The following is a 17,564-nucleotide window of genomic DNA, read 5'->3' as shown; positions in this document are numbered from 1 at the left end:
ACGACGATGGCGCACGACGACGACCAGACGAAACTCAGCCGCCGACAAATCGTCGGCACCGCCGCGCTCGGCGCGGCCGGCGTGGCCGGCAGCATCGGCCTCGGCAAGAGCGTCGAGACCACGCCGGCCGCCGCACAGTCGCGACCGGCGCAAGGCGCCGGCAAGGCGGAGGTCGCGCCCGGCCAGCTCGACGAGTACTATGTCTTCTTCTCCAGCGGCCAGACCGGCGAGTTGCGGATCGTGGGCATGCCCTCGATGCGCGAGCTCATGCGCATTCCGGTCTTCAACCGGTGCAGCGCCACCGGCTGGGGCCAAACCAACGAGAGCCGCAAGATCATGACCGAGGGGCTGCTGCCCGAGACGCGCGAACGGCTCAAGGACCGGCTCGGCATCTGGATGAACGGCGACTGCCACCATCCGCACATGTCGTTCACCAACGGCACATATGACGGCCGCTACATCTTCATCAACGACAAGGCCAACACCCGCCTCGCCCGCATTCGCACCGACGTGATGAAATGCGACAAGATCATCGAGCTGCCGAACCAGTACACCATCCACGGCATGCGTCCGCAGAAGTTCCCGCGCACCGGTTACGTTTTCTGCAACGGCGAATATGAGGTGCCGCTGCCGAACGACGGCAAGGTGCTCGACGACAAGTCGAAATACTGGTCGATGTTCTCGGCCGTCGACGGCGACACCATGAAGGTCGCCTGGCAGGTGATCGTCGACGGCAATCTCGACAACACCGACTGCGACTACCAGGGCAAATATGCGTTCTCGACCTGCTACAACTCGGAGAAGGGCGTCACCTTGGCCGAGATGACGGCAAGCGAACAGGACTGGGTCACGATCTTCAACATCAAGCGCATCGAGGAGGCCGTCAAGAAGGGCGACTTCAAGGAGATGAACGGCGTTCCCGTGATCGACGGCCGCAAAGGATCGCCTTACACGCGCTACGTGCCGGTCTCCAACAGTCCGCATGGCCTCAACACGGCCCCCGATGGCATCCACGTCGTCGCCAATGGCAAGCTGGCGCCGACGGTCACGGTGATCGACGTCCGCCTGATCGACAACCTGTTCGACGACAAGATCAAGCCGCGCGACGTCGTCGTGGCCGAGCCGGAGCTCGGCCTCGGGCCGCTGCACACCGCCTTCGACGGCCGGGGCAACGCCTACACCACGCTGTTCCTTGACAGCCAGGTCTGCAAATGGAGCCTCGATCTCGCCAAGCGCGCCTTCAAGGGCGAGAAGGTCAACCCCATCATCCAGAAGCTCGACGTCCACTATCAGCCGGGCCACAACCACGCCTCGATGGGCGAGACCAAGGAAGCCGACGGCAAATGGCTGCTGTCGCTGAACAAGTTCTCCAAGGATCGCTTCCTGAATGTCGGCCCGCTCAAGCCGGAGAACGACCAGCTGATCGACATCTCCGGCGACAAGATGGAGCTGGTGCATGACGGCCCGAGCTTCGCTGAGCCGCATGACGCCGTGATCGTGCACCGCTCCAAGCTCGAGGGCCGCGTGACCTCGATCTGGAAGCGCGACGACCCGTTCTTTGCCGACGCCCGCAAGCAGGCCGCAGCCGACGGCGTCACGCTGGAGAGCGACGCCAAGGTGATCCGCGACGGCAACAAGGTGCGCGTCTATATGTGGTCCAGCGCGCCCGCCTACGCGCTCGAGAAGTTCGAGGTCAAGCAGGGCGACGAGGTGACGGTCTATGTCACCAACATCGACGACGTCGAGGATCTGGTGCACGGCTTCTGCATCGTCAACTACGGCGTCAACATGGAGATCGATCCGCAGCAGACCTCGTCGGTGACGTTCATCGCCGACAAGCCCGGCGTGTACTGGTATTTCTGCACATGGTTCTGCCACGCCATGCACATGGAAATGCGCGGACGCATGCTGGTCTCGCCGCGGAACGCGTGAGGGATGCGGCGCATGCGCCATATCAAGACTCTGGGGCTGGCGGCGCTCGTCGTCGCCGGCCTGCCCTTCCGCGCCCAGGCGGCGACTCTGCAGGTCGGAACTGACACCACCGACCTGCAGGCCCTGCTCGACCGCGCCGCCGACGGCGACGAGATCGCGCTCGCCACCGGCACCTATCGCGGACCGCTACGGATCAGCCACCGCTTGACGCTGGCTGGGGCTCCGGGCGCCGTGATCAGCGGTGGTGGCGAGGGCAGCGTCATCACCGTGGCGGCGCCGGGCACCGTCATTCGCGGCCTCGCCATCGACGGATCCGGCCGCGCGCTGGAGAAGATGGATTCCGGCATCTTCGTCGAGCAGGCCGCGCACGACGCAGTGATCGAGAACAACCGCATTGAAGGCAATCTGTTCGGCGTCTATCTGCACGGATCAGCCAACGCCATGGTCCGTCACAACAGCATCATCGGCCTGCGCGCGACGCGCGGCGGCGTCACCGGCAACGGCGTCTCCGTCTGGAACGCGCCGGGCGCCAAGGTGATCGACAACCAATTCCGGTACGGCCGCGATGGCGTGTTCGCCATCACCAGCCGCAACAACGTCTTCAGCGGCAATCGCTTCAGCGACCTGCGCTTCGCGGTCCACTTCATGTACACCAACGACAGCGAAATCTCCGGCAACGTCTCGACCCGCAACATCATCGGCTATGCGATGATGTTCTCCAAGGCGCTCGTCGTGAGGGATAACGTCTCGGATCACGACCGCGACCGCGGCTTGCTGTTCAACGCGGCCAACGGCTCGCAGATCGCCGGCAACAGCGTGATCGGTGGGCTGCAGCCGGCAGAGCGCTGGGCCACCGCGGAGAACCGCGGCACCGACGAAGGCGTGCCGCAGGCCGATGCGAGCACGGCCACGCCGACCGCCGGCGCCCGTCCCGGTCCCGAGAAATGCGTGTTCATCTACAACACCAACAACAACCATATCACCGACAACTGGTTCGAAGGGTGCGAGATCGGCGTTCACTTTACCGCCGGCTCCGAGGGCAACGACATCAGGGGCAATGCCTTCGTCAACAATGCCAGCCAGATCAAGTATGTCGGCACCCGCCATCTCGACTGGTCGAAAGACGGCCGCGGCAATTATTGGAGCGACAACCCGGGCTTCGACCTCAACGGCGACGGCATTGCCGACACCGCCTATCGGCCGAATGATCTGATCGACCGCGTATTGTGGACCGCGCCGGCCGCCAAGGTCCTGATCAACAGCCCGGCGGTGCAGGTGATCCGCTGGGCGCAGGCGCAGTTTCCCGCGATCCTGCCCGGCGGAGTCGTCGACCGCCATCCCCTGATATCGCCGCCGGCGCGCCGCGCCGCTGCAGAAAGCGGGCCCCGATGACCGCGACGATCCATGTCGCCGACGTGATCAAGCACTACGGCAAGGTCGAAGCCGTGAGGGGCGTCTCGTTCGATCTCGCCGCCGGCGAGATGGTCGCGCTGATCGGCCACAACGGCGCCGGCAAGACGACGCTGATGAAGATGATGCTCGGGCTGATCCGCCCCACCCGCGGCACCATTGCCGTACTCGGTGAAAATCCAGCCGCCGGCGAGTTCTCCTCGCGGCGCCGCCTCGGCTACCTGCCGGAGAACGTCGCCTTCGATGCCGCGCTCACCGGCCGCGAGACGCAGAGCTTCTACGCCCGCCTCAAGCGCGAGCCTGTGAAGGGCGCGCTGGCGCTGCTCGATGTCGTCGGGCTGGGCGACGCTGCCGGACGCCGCGTCAATACCTACTCGAAGGGCATGCGCCAGCGCCTCGGCTTGGCACAGGCGCTGATCGGCCGGCCACGCGTGCTGCTGCTGGACGAGCCGACCACCGGTCTCGATCCCGAGCTGCGCCAGACGTTCTACGAGGTGATCCAGAAGCTCGCCGCCGAGGGCACGACGGTGCTGCTGTCATCGCATGCGCTGACCGAGCTGGAGGAGCGGGCCGGCCGTGTCATCATCATGAACAAGGGACTCAAGGTCGCCGACGGCACGCTCGACGAGTTGCGCCGCCTCGCGCGACTGCCGACCCGGATCCGGGTAAAGGTCGCTGAGCTGCCGCCATCCGGCCGGCCCTCGTGGCTGCCGGAGGCGACCTCCTATCGTCGGGTCAATGGCCACATCGTCGAGATCGACGCAGCGCCGGACGAGAAGATCGCTCTGCTGCGCCGTGCGACGGCCGACGGCACCGCCGTGCAGGATCTCGAGCTCATCCCGCCCAATCTCGACGAGCTCTACGCGCATTTCCTGCGCCACGCGGAGCGTTCGCAATGAATGCCGTGATCACCATCGCCGCGAAGGAAATCCAGCAGGCGATCCGCAACCGCTGGGTGCTGGCGTCGACCCTGCTGCTGGCAGGGCTCGCGCTGTCGCTGACCTTTCTCGGCAGCGCACCGACCGGCACCGTGGGCGCGCGCGCGCTCGACGTCGTCATCGTCAGCCTGTCGAGCCTGACCATCTTCCTGATCCCGCTGATCGCGCTTCTGATCTCGCACGACGCCATCGTCGGCGACATGGAGCGCGGCACCATGCTGCTGCTGCTCAGCTATCCCGTGGCGCGCTGGCAGGTGCTGCTCGGCAAGTTCCTCGGTCATCTCGCGGTGCTCGCCTTCGCGACCTGCCTCGGCTATGGCGCCGCTGCCGTAGCGCTGCTGATCGCCGGCAGTCACTTCGACAGTGACGGGCTCGCGGCCTTCGCCGCGATGATCGGCTCCTCCGTTCTGCTTGGCGCGGTGTTCGTCGCGATCGGCTATCTCGTCAGCGCAGTGGTGCGCGACCGCGGCACCGCAGCGGGGGTCAGCATCGGTCTGTGGCTCGTGCTCGTCCTGATCTACGACATGGCGCTGCTCGGCCTTCTCGTGATCGATCAGGGCCGCAACGTTTCCAGCGGCGTGCTCAGCGCGCTGCTGCTGCTCAACCCGACCGACGCCTACCGGCTGTTCAACCTGACCGGCTTCGCCAATGTCAGCCTGTTCTCCGGCATGGCCGGGCTCGCCGGCAGCAGCACGCTGTCGGTGCAGGTGTTGCTCACAGCGCTGGTGCTTTGGACGTTGGTGCCGCTCGCCGGCGCCGCGCTGGCCTTCTCCCGGAGGGAGCTATGAAACGCCTCGCTTTCGCCGGCTTGCTCATCGCCGCCTTTGCGCTTGCCGCCTGCAACGACAGGCAGGCGGCCGCGCCGCCGCCGCCGATCAAGCTGACGGCGGAGGCGATCGGGCATTATTGCGGCATGAATCTGCTCGAGCATTCTGGCCCCAAGGGACAGATCTTCGCCGCCAGCCTGATCGAACCGGTGTGGTTCTCCTCCGCGCGTGACGCCATCGCCTTCACGATGCTGCCCGACGAGCCCAAGGACATCCAGGCGATCTACGTCTCCGACATGGGCAAAGCCGCGAGCTGGGACAATCCGGGCGCCGACAATTGGGTCGAGGCGCGCAAGGCGGTGTTCGTGATCGGCAGCCGGGTCAGGAGCGGCATGGGCAGCGACGAGGCGGTGCCGTTCTCGGATCGGACCGCGGCCGAGCGGTTCGCTGCCGAGCACGGCGGCCGCATCGTCGGCTTCACCGAGGTGCCCCGCGACTACGTGCTGAGCTCGGCCGACGACAACGCCGGTCTGGCCGAGCCGGGTTCGAAGCAAACCACGGGAGTCCAGCGATGACACTTCACCTCTCGCGCCGGCGCTTCATCCGCATCAGCGCCGCATTAGCGGGCCTCGCGGTTGCTCCTTCCTGGGCGCAGGCGGCCGACAGCACAAGCGGGTCGGTCGAATGGCGCGGCACGCTGCTCGGCGCCGTCGCCACGATCAAGCTTCATCACCGCGACCGGCAGGAAGCCGAACGGCTGATCACGGTGTCGATCGGCGAAGCCCGGCGGCTCGAGCGCCTGTTCAGCCTGTATCTGGAGCAATCGGCGCTGGTGACGCTGAACCGCACCGGCGTGCTGGTGGACCCCGCGCCCGAGCTGGTCGACATCCTCACACGCTCGCAGCGCTACGCCGCGATGACCGACGGCCGCTTCGACCCGACGGTGCAACCGCTGTGGACGCTCTATGCCGATCATTTTTCGCGCCCGCATGCCAATCCCGACGGGCCGCCGCAAGCGGCCGTGCAAGAGGCGCTGGCGCGGGTCGGCCATCAGCGGCTGAGCGTCAGCCGCGATCGCATCGTCATGCCGCGCGGCATGGCGCTCACCCTCAATGGCATCGCGCAGGGCTATGTCACGGACCGGATCGTCGAGCTCCTGCGCAGCGAGGGCGTGCAGCACAGCCTGGTCGACATGGGCGAAGCCCGCGCCATCGGCGCACGGCCGGATGCACGGCCCTGGGAGATCGCAATCGCCGATCCGGACATTCCCGACCGGACCGCTGCACTGCTTCCGATCATCGATCGCGCCGTATCGACATCGGGCGCCTATGGCTTCCGCTTCGATCCGCGAGGCCGCTTCAATCATCTGTTCGATCCGCACGACGGCGGCTGTGCGCAGCGCTATCGCAGCGTGACCACGGTCGCCGGCAATGCAACGGCGGCAGACGCGCTCTCGACCGCCTTCAGCCTGATGTCGGAGCCTGAGATTCGCGCCCTGCTGCCCCGCACCGAGATCGAACGTGTCCACCTGATCGACGCGACCGGAGCGACAGTCGAGCTTGTCGCTTGAATTCGCGGCCGAATCAGTCGAGAGCGCGGCTAGAGGATAACGGTCGCCGGTCGAAGGCCGCACCGCTTGCTGCTAGGACCTGATGCGCGCCGCGCGGCTGCCTCGTCAAAATCGCGCGGCCATCTCGACGAGCCGCCTGTGCGCCCGCTCACGCGCCACGCCGGTGTGCGCCGCCGGCCCGCTGGTCGGCCCGATCGCCACGAAGTGCAGGTCGCGAAGGCCCATGAAGCGCAGCGCCTCGCGCAGATAGGGCGTCGCGAGGTCGGTACGCCCCCGGCTGATGCCGGTGGTGAAGTCGCCGCCGCTGGCGAGGATCACCAGCGTCGGACGATCCTTCAGAAGCGGCAGGTAGCCACGCGACGGATCGAAGCGAAAGGTGAGGCCCGGCTGATTGATGATGTCGAGCCAGTGCTTGAGTTTGTAGGGAATGCCGAAATTCCACATCGGCGTCGAGATCACGACGCGCTCGGCCAGATCGAGCCGCACCGCCATGCGTTCGGCGGCCGCGAACGCGGCGCGCTGGCCGTCGGTGAAGGCGCGCCCGCCCATGCGGGCATATTTCGCCTGCAGGATCTCGCCGTCGAACTCCGGCAGAGACTCGCGCCACAGATTCATCTCGTCGATGTCCCAGCCCGGCCGCGCCTGCCGGAAGCGATCGAGAAAGGCGCGCGCTCCCGCGCTGGACGCGGAGTCCGCGCGCGGCGAGGCGACGAGATGAAACAGCTTGGGCATCCCCTACCCCAGCGCCTTGATGACAGCATCGGCCCTGGTGACGACGGAGACGTTCTGCAGGGCGAAGTTGATCGACGCATTGTGCCAGTCCGCATTCATGGTCGAGCAGCAATCCTCCGGCACCACCATGAAGTAGCCCTTGTCCGCGCCGGTGCGCGCGGTGTGCTCGACCGACATGTTGGTCCAGGCGCCGGTGTTGATGATGACGTCGCGCCCGGTGGCCTTGAGAATCGTCTCGAGCCGCGTGCCTTCCCACGCGCTCATGCGCATCTTCTCGACCACGAAGTCGCCGCTGCGCGGCTCCAGGCCGGCGACAGGTGCCGCGCCCCAGCTGCCGCGCACCATCGCCTTGCTGTCGACCAGCCCCTCGAACAGCGGTGCGTTCAAGGTCACGCCGGGCGCGCCCGGCTCGACCACGAACCAGACATGAATGATGACGACGCCGCGCGCACGCGCGACCTCGGCGAGCCGCCCGACATTGTCGACCACGCGCTGCTGCTTGGCATGACCGGGCGCGCCGGAATCCGCGAAGGCGCCACCGTCCATGATGACGTCATTCTGCAGATCCTGGATGATCATCGCGCAGCGGCGCGGATCGAGCTGCATGTCGCCAGATGCCAGCTGCGGCGCCGATGGCGCGGACGTCGCGCTGGACATCGCCAGACCTGCCGTTGACGCCCCTCGACTTCGCGCGCTCATATACGGCTCGTGGCGCGGACCGACCTTGGTCGCGATCGCATAGACCGAATGGGTCGCGGTGAGATAGAGCGTGCGAAACTCGGGACCGCCCCAGGCGAGATTGGCGACGAGCTCCGGCACGCGCACCTTGCCGAGCAGTTCGCCCGTAGGCGCATAGACCCAGACGCCACCGGGTGCGGTGACCCAGACATTGCCGCGCTGGTCGCATTTCATGCCGTCGGGCACGCCTGGCTCGAGCTCGGAGCGGATGCCGCTGGCAAAGACGCGCCCGTTCGCCAGCGCACCATCGCCGCCGACGTCGAACACGCGGATCACCGCCTGCACCGTATCGTTGACGTAAAGCAGCTTCTCGTCCGGGGAAAAGCACAGCCCGTTGGGCTGGTCGAACAGATGGCGGTCAACCAGCAGCCGCGGCGGACCGCCGCCCGGCGGCACCCGGTACACGCCCTGGAAGCCGAGCTGGCGCGGCCGCTCCACGCCGTAGACCGGCATGCGGCCATACCACGGGTCGGAGAAGTAGATCGTCCCGCTGGAATGGACGCACACGTCGTTGGGGCTGTTCAGCTCCTGGTTCTCGAAATGCGATGCCAGGATCTCGCGGCGGCCGTCGGGACGCTCGCGCACCAGCGACGACGTCGCGTGTTCGCAGACGATCAGATTGAGCTCGGCATCATAGGTCATGCCGTTGCACTTGTTCGACGGCCGCCGCATCTCCACCACGCCACGCTTGGCGTCCCAGCGGCGGCGGACATCAGCCGGCATGTCGGAGAACAGCAGGAACTGCTCGACGGGATGCCAGATCGGCCCCTCGGTGAACTCGAAGCCGGTCGCGACCTGCGCCACCGGCGCATACGGATCGATCAGAGTTTCGAACTCACTGCGCAACGTCACGTGGGTCATGGGGGCACCTTGTGCTGCTCACGCCGGAAACCAGTGCCGCTGCGGCAGCGACTGCACCAGCGGCCCCGGCACCTGGTCGTGCAGCCGTCCCACCACCACACCGCCTTCGATCTTGGCGGGACGATCGTGCACCGGCAGCAGATAGCGCGAACTCGACAGGAGCTTCTTGATCGCTGCCTTCTCGGCGCGTTTTGTCGTGCCGTGATTGCCGGTGGTGCGCGGCTCGCCATCCTGGATCTCGTTGAACGGCGTCACGATCTGGTCGTTGAAGTCGTAGATGACGTCACCGCAGATGGTAGCGATGCCATCGGCAGTGTGGACGTGGATGTTCATCGAGCCTTCGGTATGGGCATTCGCAGCGTCGCAATAGACGCCCGGCATCAGCTCGACCGGGCCGGTGAGCTCGAGGTCGAGGAAACGCAGCGCACTCTTGGTGTGCAGCCGGTCGATCAGATGCTTGATGTCGGGCGCCGGATATTGCGGATGCATCAGGCCGGACACCGAGTATTCCAGCTCGCGGCGGTTGAGCACGACCGTCGTGTTCATCGGGAACAGATCGTCCTTCCCGGCATGATCGATGTGCAGATGGGTGTGGCAGACGTAGCGGACATCGCCCATGCGCACGCCGTGCCGCGCCAATTGGTTCTCGATCATGTTCTCATGGTACTGCAGCCCGCGCATGCCCAGCGTCTCCATGATCTGGTTGGAGCGATAGCCGGTATCGACCACGACCGGATACGGCCCGCCCAGGATCAGGAAGCCGAGCGTCAGCACCCGGCGGGTGCGGCCGCAATCACGGCCGAGCACAAGGAAGCTCGATTCCAATTCGATATCACCATAGTCGAGAACCTTGATTTCCAGCGCCATGAGCGTTCCCTGTTGCTTTTGTTGTCGTTGCAGGCGGTATCATCCCAGCCGATAGACGCGCTGCGCCGTCCCTCCCATGACCTGCGCGCGCGGATGCTCGTCGAGGTCCCGGATGGCAGCCTCATAGGCCCCCACCAGTACGCGGTAGTCGGTCCAGAGCTTCTCGATCGGAAAGTTCGAGCCGAACAGGCAGCGCTCGGGGCCGAACATTCCGACCGTCTCCCGCACCACGTCGGCGACATGCGCCGGATCGTTGCGGCGAATGAAGGTGCCGAGGCCCGAGAGCTTGCTGACGACATTGCTGCAGCTCGCCAGCCGCTGCATGCCGGCTCGCCATTGATCGCGACCGCGCGTGGACAGATCCTCCAGCATGCCGGCATGCTGGAGGATGAAGGTCACGGACGGACAGCTCTCGGCGAGCGCTGCGGCGCCCGCCATCTGCGGCCCGAAGACCTGCAGGTCGAAGGACCAGCCGTAGTCGGCGAGCCGCGCGATATTGGCGCGGATATGGGTATCTCTGCAAAGGTCTGGGGACGAAGCGAAACGATAGAGCGGGTTCTCATGCCAGTGCAGCTGCATCCGGACCCCGCGCAGCAGGGGATAGCGCGCCAGCCGGTTGAACTGCGGCCGCGCATCTTCGACGCTCAGATCGGCATAGGCGACGATCGCGTGCGGAAAGCCGTGCTGCTCAGAAGTTCGCTGCACCCAGGCGGCTTCGTCCTCGAAGCCGTCCTTGGCCCAGTTGGTCTGGACGTAGACCGATTGCGTGACGCCGCTGCCGGCGATGTCGTCGAGATACTCCTCGATCGTGTAGTCGCGCCTGATCGGCTCATAGGGGCCGAAAATCCGCGGCTGCATCGGCCCGACCAGCCAGGGCAGATCGGCCTGACGCCAGATGTGGTGATGCGCATCGACATAACCGGTCATGCCGCCCTCCTCTGTGCCAGCGACAGAACATGCGCGACGATGGTCTCGTCCGACCCGCCGGCTGCGATGTCGTCGACGAATGGCGCGATCGCCTGCAACGCCTCGGTCTGCGGCTTGAAGCCGGGCCCCGTCGCCAGCGGCGTCAGCCAGCTCAGGCGCCAGGCGCGCAGCGACAGCCTCCACACGGCGTCACGGAGCACGTGATGGTCACCACGCTCGAGCCCATCCGAGATGACCAGCACGACGGCGCCCCGCGCGTAGGTCGAGAACCGCGGCACCGCGAGGAAGGCCTGCAGCGCCTCGCCGATACGCGTGCCACCGTCCCAGTCGCTGACGAGATGGGAGGCAGCGAGCAGCGCCTGTTCGCGCCGCTTCAGCCGCAAGGGCCGCGTCACGCGTGTCAGCCGTGTGCCAAGCGTGAACACCTCGGCCTGGGGTACGGCCTGCACCAGCACGTGGGCGAGCCGCATGTTGTCCTCGGTCCGCGCCTGCATCGAGCCGGAGACATCGATCAGCAGCAGCAATCGTCGCAATCGAGGTCGCCGCTTCAACCGCCGCAGCGACAGCACCTCACCGTCGCGCCTTATGCTCTCGCGCAGGGTCCGGCGCAGGTCCACGAAGCTGCCGCGCCGCGCGCGCATGCGCCGGTGGCCACGCCGTTTCGGCAGTTTTGCACGCGCCTGACGCGCGAGGCGCTGCAGGGCATGGCCGCCCGTCGTCGCAGCCAAGCGGCGGGCGACCAGCGCTTCAACGCGCGTCGCAGCCAGACCTGACTCGTTCTGCTCCTCGGCGAGATCGGGATCGACAGCGCCGTCCCCTTCCTCCTGGAGACGCACGACATCGTCCTGCCTGTCGCTCTCGCTGAAGGCCGTTGCCTCGGCGACACCAAAATGGACGTCGAACAGCAGATTGTAGGTCGCGAGCCGCTCGGGAGGCGGCGCGAGGGTCGCCGTCCCGGCACGACGGATATCCTCGATGCTGACAGGCCCCAGCAGTTCGATCGCAGCGAGGAAGGCGGTGGTCTGCTCCGGCGCAATTGCGAAGCCGTTTCGCCGCAACAGCGCAGCGAATGTCACGAAGATCTCGGTCGCCTGCGGCAGGCGGGGCTCGCTCATGTCATCGCCTCCGCGAGCAGCGCGTCGAGCCGCGGCGCGATGAAGGACAGATCCTCCTCATCCTTCAGCGCGACGCCAATCGCGCGCTTGAACGCATCGGGCCAGCGCGCGCCGGTCCGGTTGAGCAGCGTCGCCGCCTCCGCCCAATCGACCGCCTCGGCAATCCCGGGCGCCTTGCTCAGCGGCTCGCGCCGCAGCTTCGCCACTGCAGCCACCACGGCCCGCGCGGTCGCTTCGGCAACACTGGAGGCCCGCATCATCACGATGCGCGCCTCGCGCTCCGCATCGGGATAGTCGATCCAATGATAGACACAGCGGCGGCGCAGCGCTTCGTGAAGGTCACGGGTCCGATTCGAGGTCAGCACCACGATCGGCCGCTCCGCGGCGCGCACCGTGCCGCGCTCGGGGATCGATATCTGGAAATCAGAGAGAAATTCGAGCAGGAACGCCTCGAACTCCTGGTCGGCCCGATCGATCTCGTCGATCAGCAGCACGGTCGCATCGGGCGCGCGCAGGCAGGCCAGCATCGGCCGCTCGATCAGAAAGCTCTCGCCATAGATGTCGATGCTCTCCTCGCCGGCTTGGCGGATCGCGAGCATCTGGCGCGGATAGTTCCACTCGTAGAGCGCCGCAGCAGCGTCGATACCCTCGTAGCATTGCAGGCGGATCAGCTTGCGGCCGAGCACCGCGGCGATTGCCTTCGCCGCCTCGGTCTTGCCGACGCCGGGCGCGCCTTCCAAGAGCAATGGCTTGCCCAGCGCGAGCGCGAGATAGGCCGCGGTGGAGAGCCCGTCATCGGCGAGGTAGTACGCCGCGCGCAGTGCCTTTTCCAGCGCCTGCGGCGAGTCGATGCCGACGATGTTGCTGCGGACCACCATGCTGCGTCACCGCCGCGTCTGCGGCCGGGCGCCGCCCTGGGCCTTGATCGCGCGCAGCACTTTCTCTGGCGTGATCGGCAGTTCGTCGAGGCGCACGCCGACGGCGTTGAAGATCGCATTCGCGATGGCAGGAAGCACGGGATTGGCGCACATCTCGCCAGGGCCCTTGCCGCCGAACGGTCCGTCGGGCGCCGGCCGCTCCAGCACGGCGATGTCGTGCGGACAGATGTCGCCAGGTCCCGGCATCAGGTATTCCACGAAGTCGCGCGGTCCTTGCTTCGGGTCCGGGTAGTACGGCTCCGTCGTCTCGTAGAGCGCGTGGCTCATGCCCATCCAGGCGCCGCCGACCAGCTGCTGCTCGACGAGGCGGGGATTGAGCGCGCGTCCCAGCTCATAGGCGCTGTCCATCCTGACCACGCCGACCTCGCCGGTCTCGTCATCGACCTCGACCTCGGCGACGAGACAGGCATGCGCGTAGCAGGTCGCCGGGGACATTTCGCCAGTCTCGGGATCCACCTCCGACAGCGGCACCAGGAAGATGCCACGGCCGGAGATGGTCTTGCCCTGGCGGAACTGCGCGGCGATGGCGACGTCCTTCACCGAGATCGAGCGATGCGGCGCGCCCTTGACGTGGATGTTGCCGCGACCATCCGTTTCGAGATCGCTGGCGTTGACCTCGAGCTCCTCGGCCGCGGCCTCCATCATGACGCCACGCGCCTCCTTGGCCGCCGCCATCACGGCATTGCCGACGCGATGGGTGCCGCGCGAAGCGAACGAGCCCATGCAATGCGGGCCGGTGTCGGAATCGGCGGTGTCGACATAGACGTCCTCGACCGGCACGCCGAGCGTCTCGGCACAGATCTGCCGCGTCACCGACTTCATGCCCTGCCCGAGATCGATCGACGACAGCGCCACCGTGAACTTGCCGCTGGGGTTGGAATGCACCAGCGCCTGGCTCGGATCGCCGCCGAGATTCATGCCGATGGGATAGTTGATCGCCGCCATGCCGCGGCCGCGGTGCCTCGTCATGTCAGCGCCTCCTCGTGCCGAACACCGACGAGAACCGCGTCGCGCCGTGCCCCGGCGAAGGCGCCGGGCTCGTTGGCGGAGGTGGTGGCGGCTCGGGCTGTGGCGGCGCCGAGAGACCACGATCGTAGCTGGTGCGTTGCTGCGCCGGCGCAGGCCGCGCGCTCACCGGCTCTCGTGGCGTGGAGGGAACAGCCGCCCGCGCCCCGCCGCCATCCTTGCGCGAGGACATGCGCCGGAACTCCTCGCGGATCGGCCATTTGGCCTTCTCGGCCGCGACCTGGACGCATTCGATCAGCGCGGTGTTCTTGGCCTCGCGGCGATGCGCCTTCATGTCGCCGTCGCGATAGGCGTTGAGGATACGAAACTCCATCGGGTCCATGCCGATCAGATGCGCGAGCTTGTCCATCTGGCATTCGAGCGCGAAGTCCATGCCGGTGATGCCGAAGCCGCGCATCGCGGTGGCCGGCGTGCGGTTGGTGAAGATGCAGTAGATGTCGCCATGGACGTTCGGGATCGTGTAGGGCCCCGGCAGGTGCGCGGCGCATTTGACCACCGCGTAGCTCGACAGCCGCGTATAAGCACCAGAGTCGAAATAGCCGCGGATCTGGCGCGCCACGATGCGGCCGTCACGCATGACTCCGTCCTTGATGTAGATGCGCTCGGCACCGCGGGGCGGCCCGAACTGCATCTCCTCCTCTCGTCCGAGCACGTAGCGCACCGGGCGCCCCGTCAACATCGCAGCGAGAATGGCGAGCGGCTCGGTCAGCGTGTCGACCTTGCCGCCGAAGCCGCCGCCGACCGTGCCGCCGATGAAGTGGAATGTGTTCGACGGCAGATCGAGGATCTTGGCGCAGGTGTCGAGCGAGAAGAACAGCGCCTGGGTCGAGGTATAGACCACGTAGCGGCCGTTGGTGTCGGGCGCGGCGATCGAGCCGTTGGTTTCGACCGGCGCGTGCTCGATCGGCGACATCTGGTAGCGCTGTTCCAAGACATGATCGGCGCCGGCAAAGCCGCGCTCGACGTCGCCAAAGCGCAACTTCTGGTGGTCGTAGCGGTCGTGATAGGTGAACGTATTCTTCGGATAGGTCTCGTTGACGGTGGGCGCGCCCGGCTTCAGCGCCTCCTCGACGTCGAACACCGCCGGCAAGATCTCATAGTCGACGCGTACCCTGGCCGCCGCCTCGGCCGCCGCGCGCGGCGTCTCGGCGACGACGGCGACGATCGGCTCGCCGCGGTAGCGTACCTTGTCGACGGCAAGCGTCGGCTCATCGTCCTTGCCAAAATTGATCAGGCTGAGCAGCGTGTTGAGATTGCGCGGCACGTCGCTGCCGCGGATGATCCGCCGCACGCCCTCGCTCCGTTCGGCCTCGCTGGTCTCGATGCGGCGCAGCCGGGCATGCGGCTGCGTCGACCTCACGACCTTCAGATGCAGCATGCCCTGCAGCTTGTGATCGTTGAAATAGGTCGAGGTCCCCGTGACATGGCCGAGCATGTCCTGGCGTTGGGTGCCCTTGCCGACCTCGTTGAGATTGTCGTCGCGCTCGTCGGCGAAGATGTCCTTGCGCAGTTCCAGCATGGCGATCTCTCCTCACGCACTCGCGCGCAGCGACGCGGCCGCCGCCAGCACCGCATTGATGATCGGCTCGTAGCCGGTACACCGGCAGATGTTGCCCGAAATCGCCTCTACCACCTGCTCGCGGCTTGGCTGCGGGATCTTGTCGAGCAGCGCCTTCGCCGCCATCAGCATGCCCGGCGTGCAATAGCCGCATTGCGCGGCAAAACCCTCGGCGAAGGCGCGCTGCAGCGGATGCAAATTCGGACCGCTCTTGATGCCGTCGAGCGTCTCGACCGCGCGGCCCTCGACGGCTTCGGCGAGCGTCAGACAAGACAGGTGCGCGTCGCCATCGATGAGGACCGTGCACGCGCCGCAGCCGCCCTGGCCGCAACCGAATTTCGGCGTGAGGTCGCCGATCATCTCGCGCAGCACGACCAGCAGATTGGTGCCGCCGTCGACGAACAGCGCGACATCGCGACCATTGTGCCGGAACTGAAGTGGGGTCTTGGCCATGCTCTAGCTCTCCTGTCCCGACAACAGCCGCCGCAGATGGACGCCGACCACTTCGCGGCGATACCACGCGCTGGCCAGCGAATTGTCGGTGGGTGCCGTTCCCTCGGCCGCCGCAGCAGCGGCGGCACTGATCGCGCCGGCGTCGAACGGCCGCCCTTCGAGCGCGCGCTCGGCCGCCTTGGCGCGGATGGCGGTCGGGGCCATCGATCCCAGCGCGATCCGCGCGCCGGTCACGCGGCCGCCACTCTGTGGAAGATGCGCCGCAAGCGTGATCACCGATCCGCCCTTCGGCTTGATCCGGGCGATCTTGCGATAGCGGAACGCATCCGCCGACGCAGGACGGATGCACGACACGCCGACCACCAGCGCACCGGCCTGGCGGTCGCGCGATTGCAGGAACTCCTCGATCGGCATGTCCCTGACGCCGAAGCTGCCCTGCAGCGAGACGATGCCGTCGAGCGCCAGCAGCGCCACCGTGAAGTCGCCGAACGGCGCCGGAGCGAACAGATTGCCACCGACGGTCCCCATGTTGCGCACCGCCGGGCCGCCGATCGAGCGCGCCGCCGGATGCAGGAAGGCGAGATCGCGCTCGGCCAGCACGCGGGCGAAGGTGACGCCGGCGCCGATCCTGATGCGCGCGCCTGCCGCATCGATGCCCTGCAAGGTCCGGTCGGTGGCGCGGATGACCGTCGCAATCGAGACGTCGCCCTCATTGAGATCGCGCATGACCAGCGTGCCGCCGCCCAGGTAGCGCGCCGCGCGGTCCGACGACAGCGCAGACGCAGCTTCGCTCGCGGCCTGAAACGTCTTCACCGTGACTGGCATCGATTCACCTCGTCCTCATGCCGCCTGCTTCAGATGCGATCGGATCGCCTCAAAGCCGGCCTGGTAGATGTCTTCTGCCACCATGCGCGACAGCGCCTCGGCCAGCTCGGGCCGCGTCGTGAAGCGGCTCTCCCAGTGCCAGAAGGTGCGATCACCATCGGTGACCGGCAGCAGCCGGACATGGGCGACGTAGTTGAACAGCTGGACCGGCGTATCGAGCAGACAGTAGCTGAAGCTCTGCTCGAGATCGGACAGCGCCAGCAACTGCTCGCGCAGCTCGGAGCCGTCCTTCAGACGAAAGCGCCTGACACAACCGATCTTGTCGGACGTCTGCGAACGCTCGATCGCAGAGGTCGCCACCGCCGGGTGCCAGCGATCATGACCGTTGAAGTCGCGCAGCACCTCCCACACGGCCTCGGTCGGCGCATCGATGATGGTGCTCTTGACCACGTGCGGCACGGCGTCAGCCCCCAAACGCGCGCTTGAGCGCATCGAAGCCGCCCTGGAACACGCCGCCGCCGATCGAAGCCACCAGATCAGCCTCGCGCTCCGGCGCGCAGTCGAACTCGGCGGTCCACTCCAGAAACGTCTTGTCGCCGTCCGTGACCGGTGTCAGCCTGAGGGTCGCGACGTAGTTCGATACGCCCATCGGCGATTCCAGGATCGAGTAGGTGCAGAACATGTCGTAGTCCGACAGGCCGAGCAGCTTCTCGCGAATGCGGTCGCCGTTGCGAAGCCGGAAATCCCTGACGCAGCCGATCTTGTCGGCGGGCTCGCCGCCCTCGATCCGGCTTTCGGCGATCGCCGGATGCCAGTTCGGCAGGCCGTTGAAGTCGCGGACGCGCGCCCACACCCGATCGTTGCGGGCACTCACGACGGTGGAGACGTAAACCCTCGCCATCTCGCA

General features: G+C 66.7%; 18 protein-coding genes. 6 read left to right on the top strand and 12 right to left on the bottom strand.

All coding sequences use genetic code 11. The annotated features are described in order from the left end of the window. Nucleotides 1-6: 6 nt before the first annotated feature. The 6 genes from nosZ to ACQR0U_RS21755 are packed head-to-tail and all read left to right on the top strand — an operon-like array spanning nucleotide 7 to nucleotide 6,617. Nucleotides 7-1,932 (top strand): TAT-dependent nitrous-oxide reductase, encoded by a 1,926-nt coding sequence (nosZ, locus tag ACQR0U_RS21780; protein ID WP_315717460.1) that lies wholly within the window; start codon nucleotides 7-9, stop codon nucleotides 1,930-1,932. A gap of 3 nt (nucleotides 1,933-1,935) precedes the next feature. Further along, nucleotides 1,936-3,324, top strand: coding sequence for a nitrous oxide reductase family maturation protein NosD (locus ACQR0U_RS21775; protein WP_315752544.1), 1,389 nt, complete (start codon nucleotides 1,936-1,938; stop codon nucleotides 3,322-3,324). After that, nucleotides 3,321-4,241 (top strand): ATP-binding cassette domain-containing protein, encoded by a 921-nt coding sequence (locus ACQR0U_RS21770; protein WP_434843869.1) that lies wholly within the window; start codon nucleotides 3,321-3,323, stop codon nucleotides 4,239-4,241. The genes ACQR0U_RS21775 and ACQR0U_RS21770 overlap by 4 nt, the downstream gene beginning before the upstream one ends. Next, a complete protein-coding gene (locus ACQR0U_RS21765) occupies nucleotides 4,238-5,068 on the top strand; it encodes an ABC transporter permease (protein WP_316170908.1) in 831 nt (276 codons plus the stop codon). Before ACQR0U_RS21770 ends, ACQR0U_RS21765 begins: the two co-directional genes overlap by 4 nt. Continuing rightward, nucleotides 5,065-5,622 (top strand): nitrous oxide reductase accessory protein NosL, encoded by a 558-nt coding sequence (locus ACQR0U_RS21760; protein WP_315717454.1) that lies wholly within the window; start codon nucleotides 5,065-5,067, stop codon nucleotides 5,620-5,622. Before ACQR0U_RS21765 ends, ACQR0U_RS21760 begins: the two co-directional genes overlap by 4 nt. Next, nucleotides 5,619-6,617 carry an FAD:protein FMN transferase gene (locus ACQR0U_RS21755; protein ID WP_316170909.1) on the top strand — a complete coding sequence of 333 codons (999 nt, stop codon included), beginning with the start codon at nucleotides 5,619-5,621 and terminating at the stop codon, nucleotides 6,615-6,617. The genes ACQR0U_RS21760 and ACQR0U_RS21755 overlap by 4 nt, the downstream gene beginning before the upstream one ends. Before the next feature lie 105 nt (nucleotides 6,618-6,722). On the opposite strand, the gene ACQR0U_RS21750 is transcribed toward ACQR0U_RS21755, so the two are convergent. Genes ACQR0U_RS21750 through ACQR0U_RS21695 form a run of 12 tightly spaced genes read right to left on the bottom strand, consistent with a single transcriptional unit; the run spans nucleotide 6,723 to nucleotide 17,558 of the window. After that, nucleotides 6,723-7,349, bottom strand: coding sequence for an FMN-dependent NADH-azoreductase (locus tag ACQR0U_RS21750; protein ID WP_316170910.1), 627 nt, complete (start codon nucleotides 7,347-7,349; stop codon nucleotides 6,723-6,725). A gap of 3 nt (nucleotides 7,350-7,352) precedes the next feature. Then, complete coding sequence (locus ACQR0U_RS21745) at nucleotides 7,353-8,948, bottom strand: isochorismatase family protein (protein ID WP_434843870.1); 1,596 nt, start codon at nucleotides 8,946-8,948, stop codon at nucleotides 7,353-7,355. Nucleotides 8,949-8,966: 18 nt separating this feature from the next. After that, complete coding sequence (locus ACQR0U_RS21740) at nucleotides 8,967-9,815, bottom strand: MBL fold metallo-hydrolase (protein WP_315717450.1); 849 nt, start codon at nucleotides 9,813-9,815, stop codon at nucleotides 8,967-8,969. A 39-nt stretch (nucleotides 9,816-9,854) separates the two neighbouring features. After that, nucleotides 9,855-10,742, bottom strand: coding sequence for an amidohydrolase family protein (locus ACQR0U_RS21735; protein ID WP_434843871.1), 888 nt, complete (start codon nucleotides 10,740-10,742; stop codon nucleotides 9,855-9,857). Then, nucleotides 10,739-11,857, bottom strand: a complete 1,119-nt coding sequence (locus ACQR0U_RS21730; RefSeq protein WP_315827793.1) for a VWA domain-containing protein — start codon at nucleotides 11,855-11,857, stop codon at nucleotides 10,739-10,741. The genes ACQR0U_RS21735 and ACQR0U_RS21730 overlap by 4 nt, the downstream gene beginning before the upstream one ends. After that, nucleotides 11,854-12,735, bottom strand: coding sequence for an AAA family ATPase (locus ACQR0U_RS21725; RefSeq protein ID WP_315827792.1), 882 nt, complete (start codon nucleotides 12,733-12,735; stop codon nucleotides 11,854-11,856). Before ACQR0U_RS21725 ends, ACQR0U_RS21730 begins: the two co-directional genes overlap by 4 nt. Before the next feature lie 6 nt (nucleotides 12,736-12,741). Then, complete coding sequence (locus ACQR0U_RS21720) at nucleotides 12,742-13,764, bottom strand: xanthine dehydrogenase family protein molybdopterin-binding subunit (RefSeq protein ID WP_315717446.1); 1,023 nt, start codon at nucleotides 13,762-13,764, stop codon at nucleotides 12,742-12,744. A gap of 1 nt (nucleotide 13,765) precedes the next feature. Then, entirely contained in the window at nucleotides 13,766-15,340 is a 1,575-nt protein-coding gene (locus ACQR0U_RS21715) for a xanthine dehydrogenase family protein molybdopterin-binding subunit (protein ID WP_315717445.1), read from the bottom strand. A 12-nt stretch (nucleotides 15,341-15,352) separates the two neighbouring features. After that, the gene (locus tag ACQR0U_RS21710) at nucleotides 15,353-15,832 is read right to left on the bottom strand and encodes a (2Fe-2S)-binding protein (RefSeq protein WP_315717444.1); all 480 of its coding nucleotides are present in this window, start codon (nucleotides 15,830-15,832) and stop codon (nucleotides 15,353-15,355) included. A 3-nt stretch (nucleotides 15,833-15,835) separates the two neighbouring features. Next, the gene (locus ACQR0U_RS21705; protein ID WP_315717443.1) at nucleotides 15,836-16,657 is read right to left on the bottom strand and encodes an FAD binding domain-containing protein; all 822 of its coding nucleotides are present in this window, start codon (nucleotides 16,655-16,657) and stop codon (nucleotides 15,836-15,838) included. 15 nt (nucleotides 16,658-16,672) lie between these two features. Then, nucleotides 16,673-17,116, bottom strand: a complete 444-nt coding sequence (locus ACQR0U_RS21700) for an SRPBCC family protein (protein ID WP_315717442.1) — start codon at nucleotides 17,114-17,116, stop codon at nucleotides 16,673-16,675. Nucleotides 17,117-17,120: 4 nt separating this feature from the next. Then, entirely contained in the window at nucleotides 17,121-17,558 is a 438-nt protein-coding gene (locus ACQR0U_RS21695) for an SRPBCC family protein (RefSeq protein WP_315717441.1), read from the bottom strand. Nucleotides 17,559-17,564: the final 6 nt, after the last annotated feature.

This window comes from Bradyrhizobium sp. HKCCYLRH3097 (assembly GCF_051167875.1).
GTDB lineage: Bacteria > Pseudomonadota > Alphaproteobacteria > Rhizobiales > Xanthobacteraceae > Bradyrhizobium.
Note: the sequence above shows the minus strand (reverse complement) of the source record. Positions and strands in the feature narration are given on the sequence as shown.

What these genes read in the sequence shown, in the direction of transcription:
- nosZ (WP_315717460.1), top strand. Translation starts at nt 7, where the DNA reads ATGGCGCACGACGACGACCAGACGAAACTCAGCCGCCGACAAATCGTC.
- ACQR0U_RS21775 (WP_315752544.1), top strand. Translation starts at nt 1,936, where the DNA reads ATGCGGCGCATGCGCCATATCAAGACTCTGGGGCTGGCGGCGCTCGTC.
- ACQR0U_RS21770 (WP_434843869.1), top strand. Translation starts at nt 3,321, where the DNA reads ATGACCGCGACGATCCATGTCGCCGACGTGATCAAGCACTACGGCAAG.
- ACQR0U_RS21765 (WP_316170908.1), top strand. Translation starts at nt 4,238, where the DNA reads ATGAATGCCGTGATCACCATCGCCGCGAAGGAAATCCAGCAGGCGATC.
- ACQR0U_RS21760 (WP_315717454.1), top strand. Translation starts at nt 5,065, where the DNA reads ATGAAACGCCTCGCTTTCGCCGGCTTGCTCATCGCCGCCTTTGCGCTT.
- ACQR0U_RS21755 (WP_316170909.1), top strand. Translation starts at nt 5,619, where the DNA reads ATGACACTTCACCTCTCGCGCCGGCGCTTCATCCGCATCAGCGCCGCA.
- ACQR0U_RS21750 (WP_316170910.1), bottom strand. Translation starts at nt 7,349, where the DNA reads ATGCCCAAGCTGTTTCATCTCGTCGCCTCGCCGCGCGCGGACTCCGCG.
- ACQR0U_RS21745 (WP_434843870.1), bottom strand. Translation starts at nt 8,948, where the DNA reads ATGACCCACGTGACGTTGCGCAGTGAGTTCGAAACTCTGATCGATCCG.
- ACQR0U_RS21740 (WP_315717450.1), bottom strand. Translation starts at nt 9,815, where the DNA reads ATGGCGCTGGAAATCAAGGTTCTCGACTATGGTGATATCGAATTGGAA.
- ACQR0U_RS21735 (WP_434843871.1), bottom strand. Translation starts at nt 10,742, where the DNA reads ATGACCGGTTATGTCGATGCGCATCACCACATCTGGCGTCAGGCCGAT.
- ACQR0U_RS21730 (WP_315827793.1), bottom strand. Translation starts at nt 11,857, where the DNA reads ATGAGCGAGCCCCGCCTGCCGCAGGCGACCGAGATCTTCGTGACATTC.
- ACQR0U_RS21725 (WP_315827792.1), bottom strand. Translation starts at nt 12,735, where the DNA reads ATGGTGGTCCGCAGCAACATCGTCGGCATCGACTCGCCGCAGGCGCTG.
- ACQR0U_RS21720 (WP_315717446.1), bottom strand. Translation starts at nt 13,764, where the DNA reads ATGACGAGGCACCGCGGCCGCGGCATGGCGGCGATCAACTATCCCATC.
- ACQR0U_RS21715 (WP_315717445.1), bottom strand. Translation starts at nt 15,340, where the DNA reads ATGCTGGAACTGCGCAAGGACATCTTCGCCGACGAGCGCGACGACAAT.
- ACQR0U_RS21710 (WP_315717444.1), bottom strand. Translation starts at nt 15,832, where the DNA reads ATGGCCAAGACCCCACTTCAGTTCCGGCACAATGGTCGCGATGTCGCG.
- ACQR0U_RS21705 (WP_315717443.1), bottom strand. Translation starts at nt 16,657, where the DNA reads ATGCCAGTCACGGTGAAGACGTTTCAGGCCGCGAGCGAAGCTGCGTCT.
- ACQR0U_RS21695 (WP_315717441.1), bottom strand. Translation starts at nt 17,558, where the DNA reads ATGGCGAGGGTTTACGTCTCCACCGTCGTGAGTGCCCGCAACGATCGG.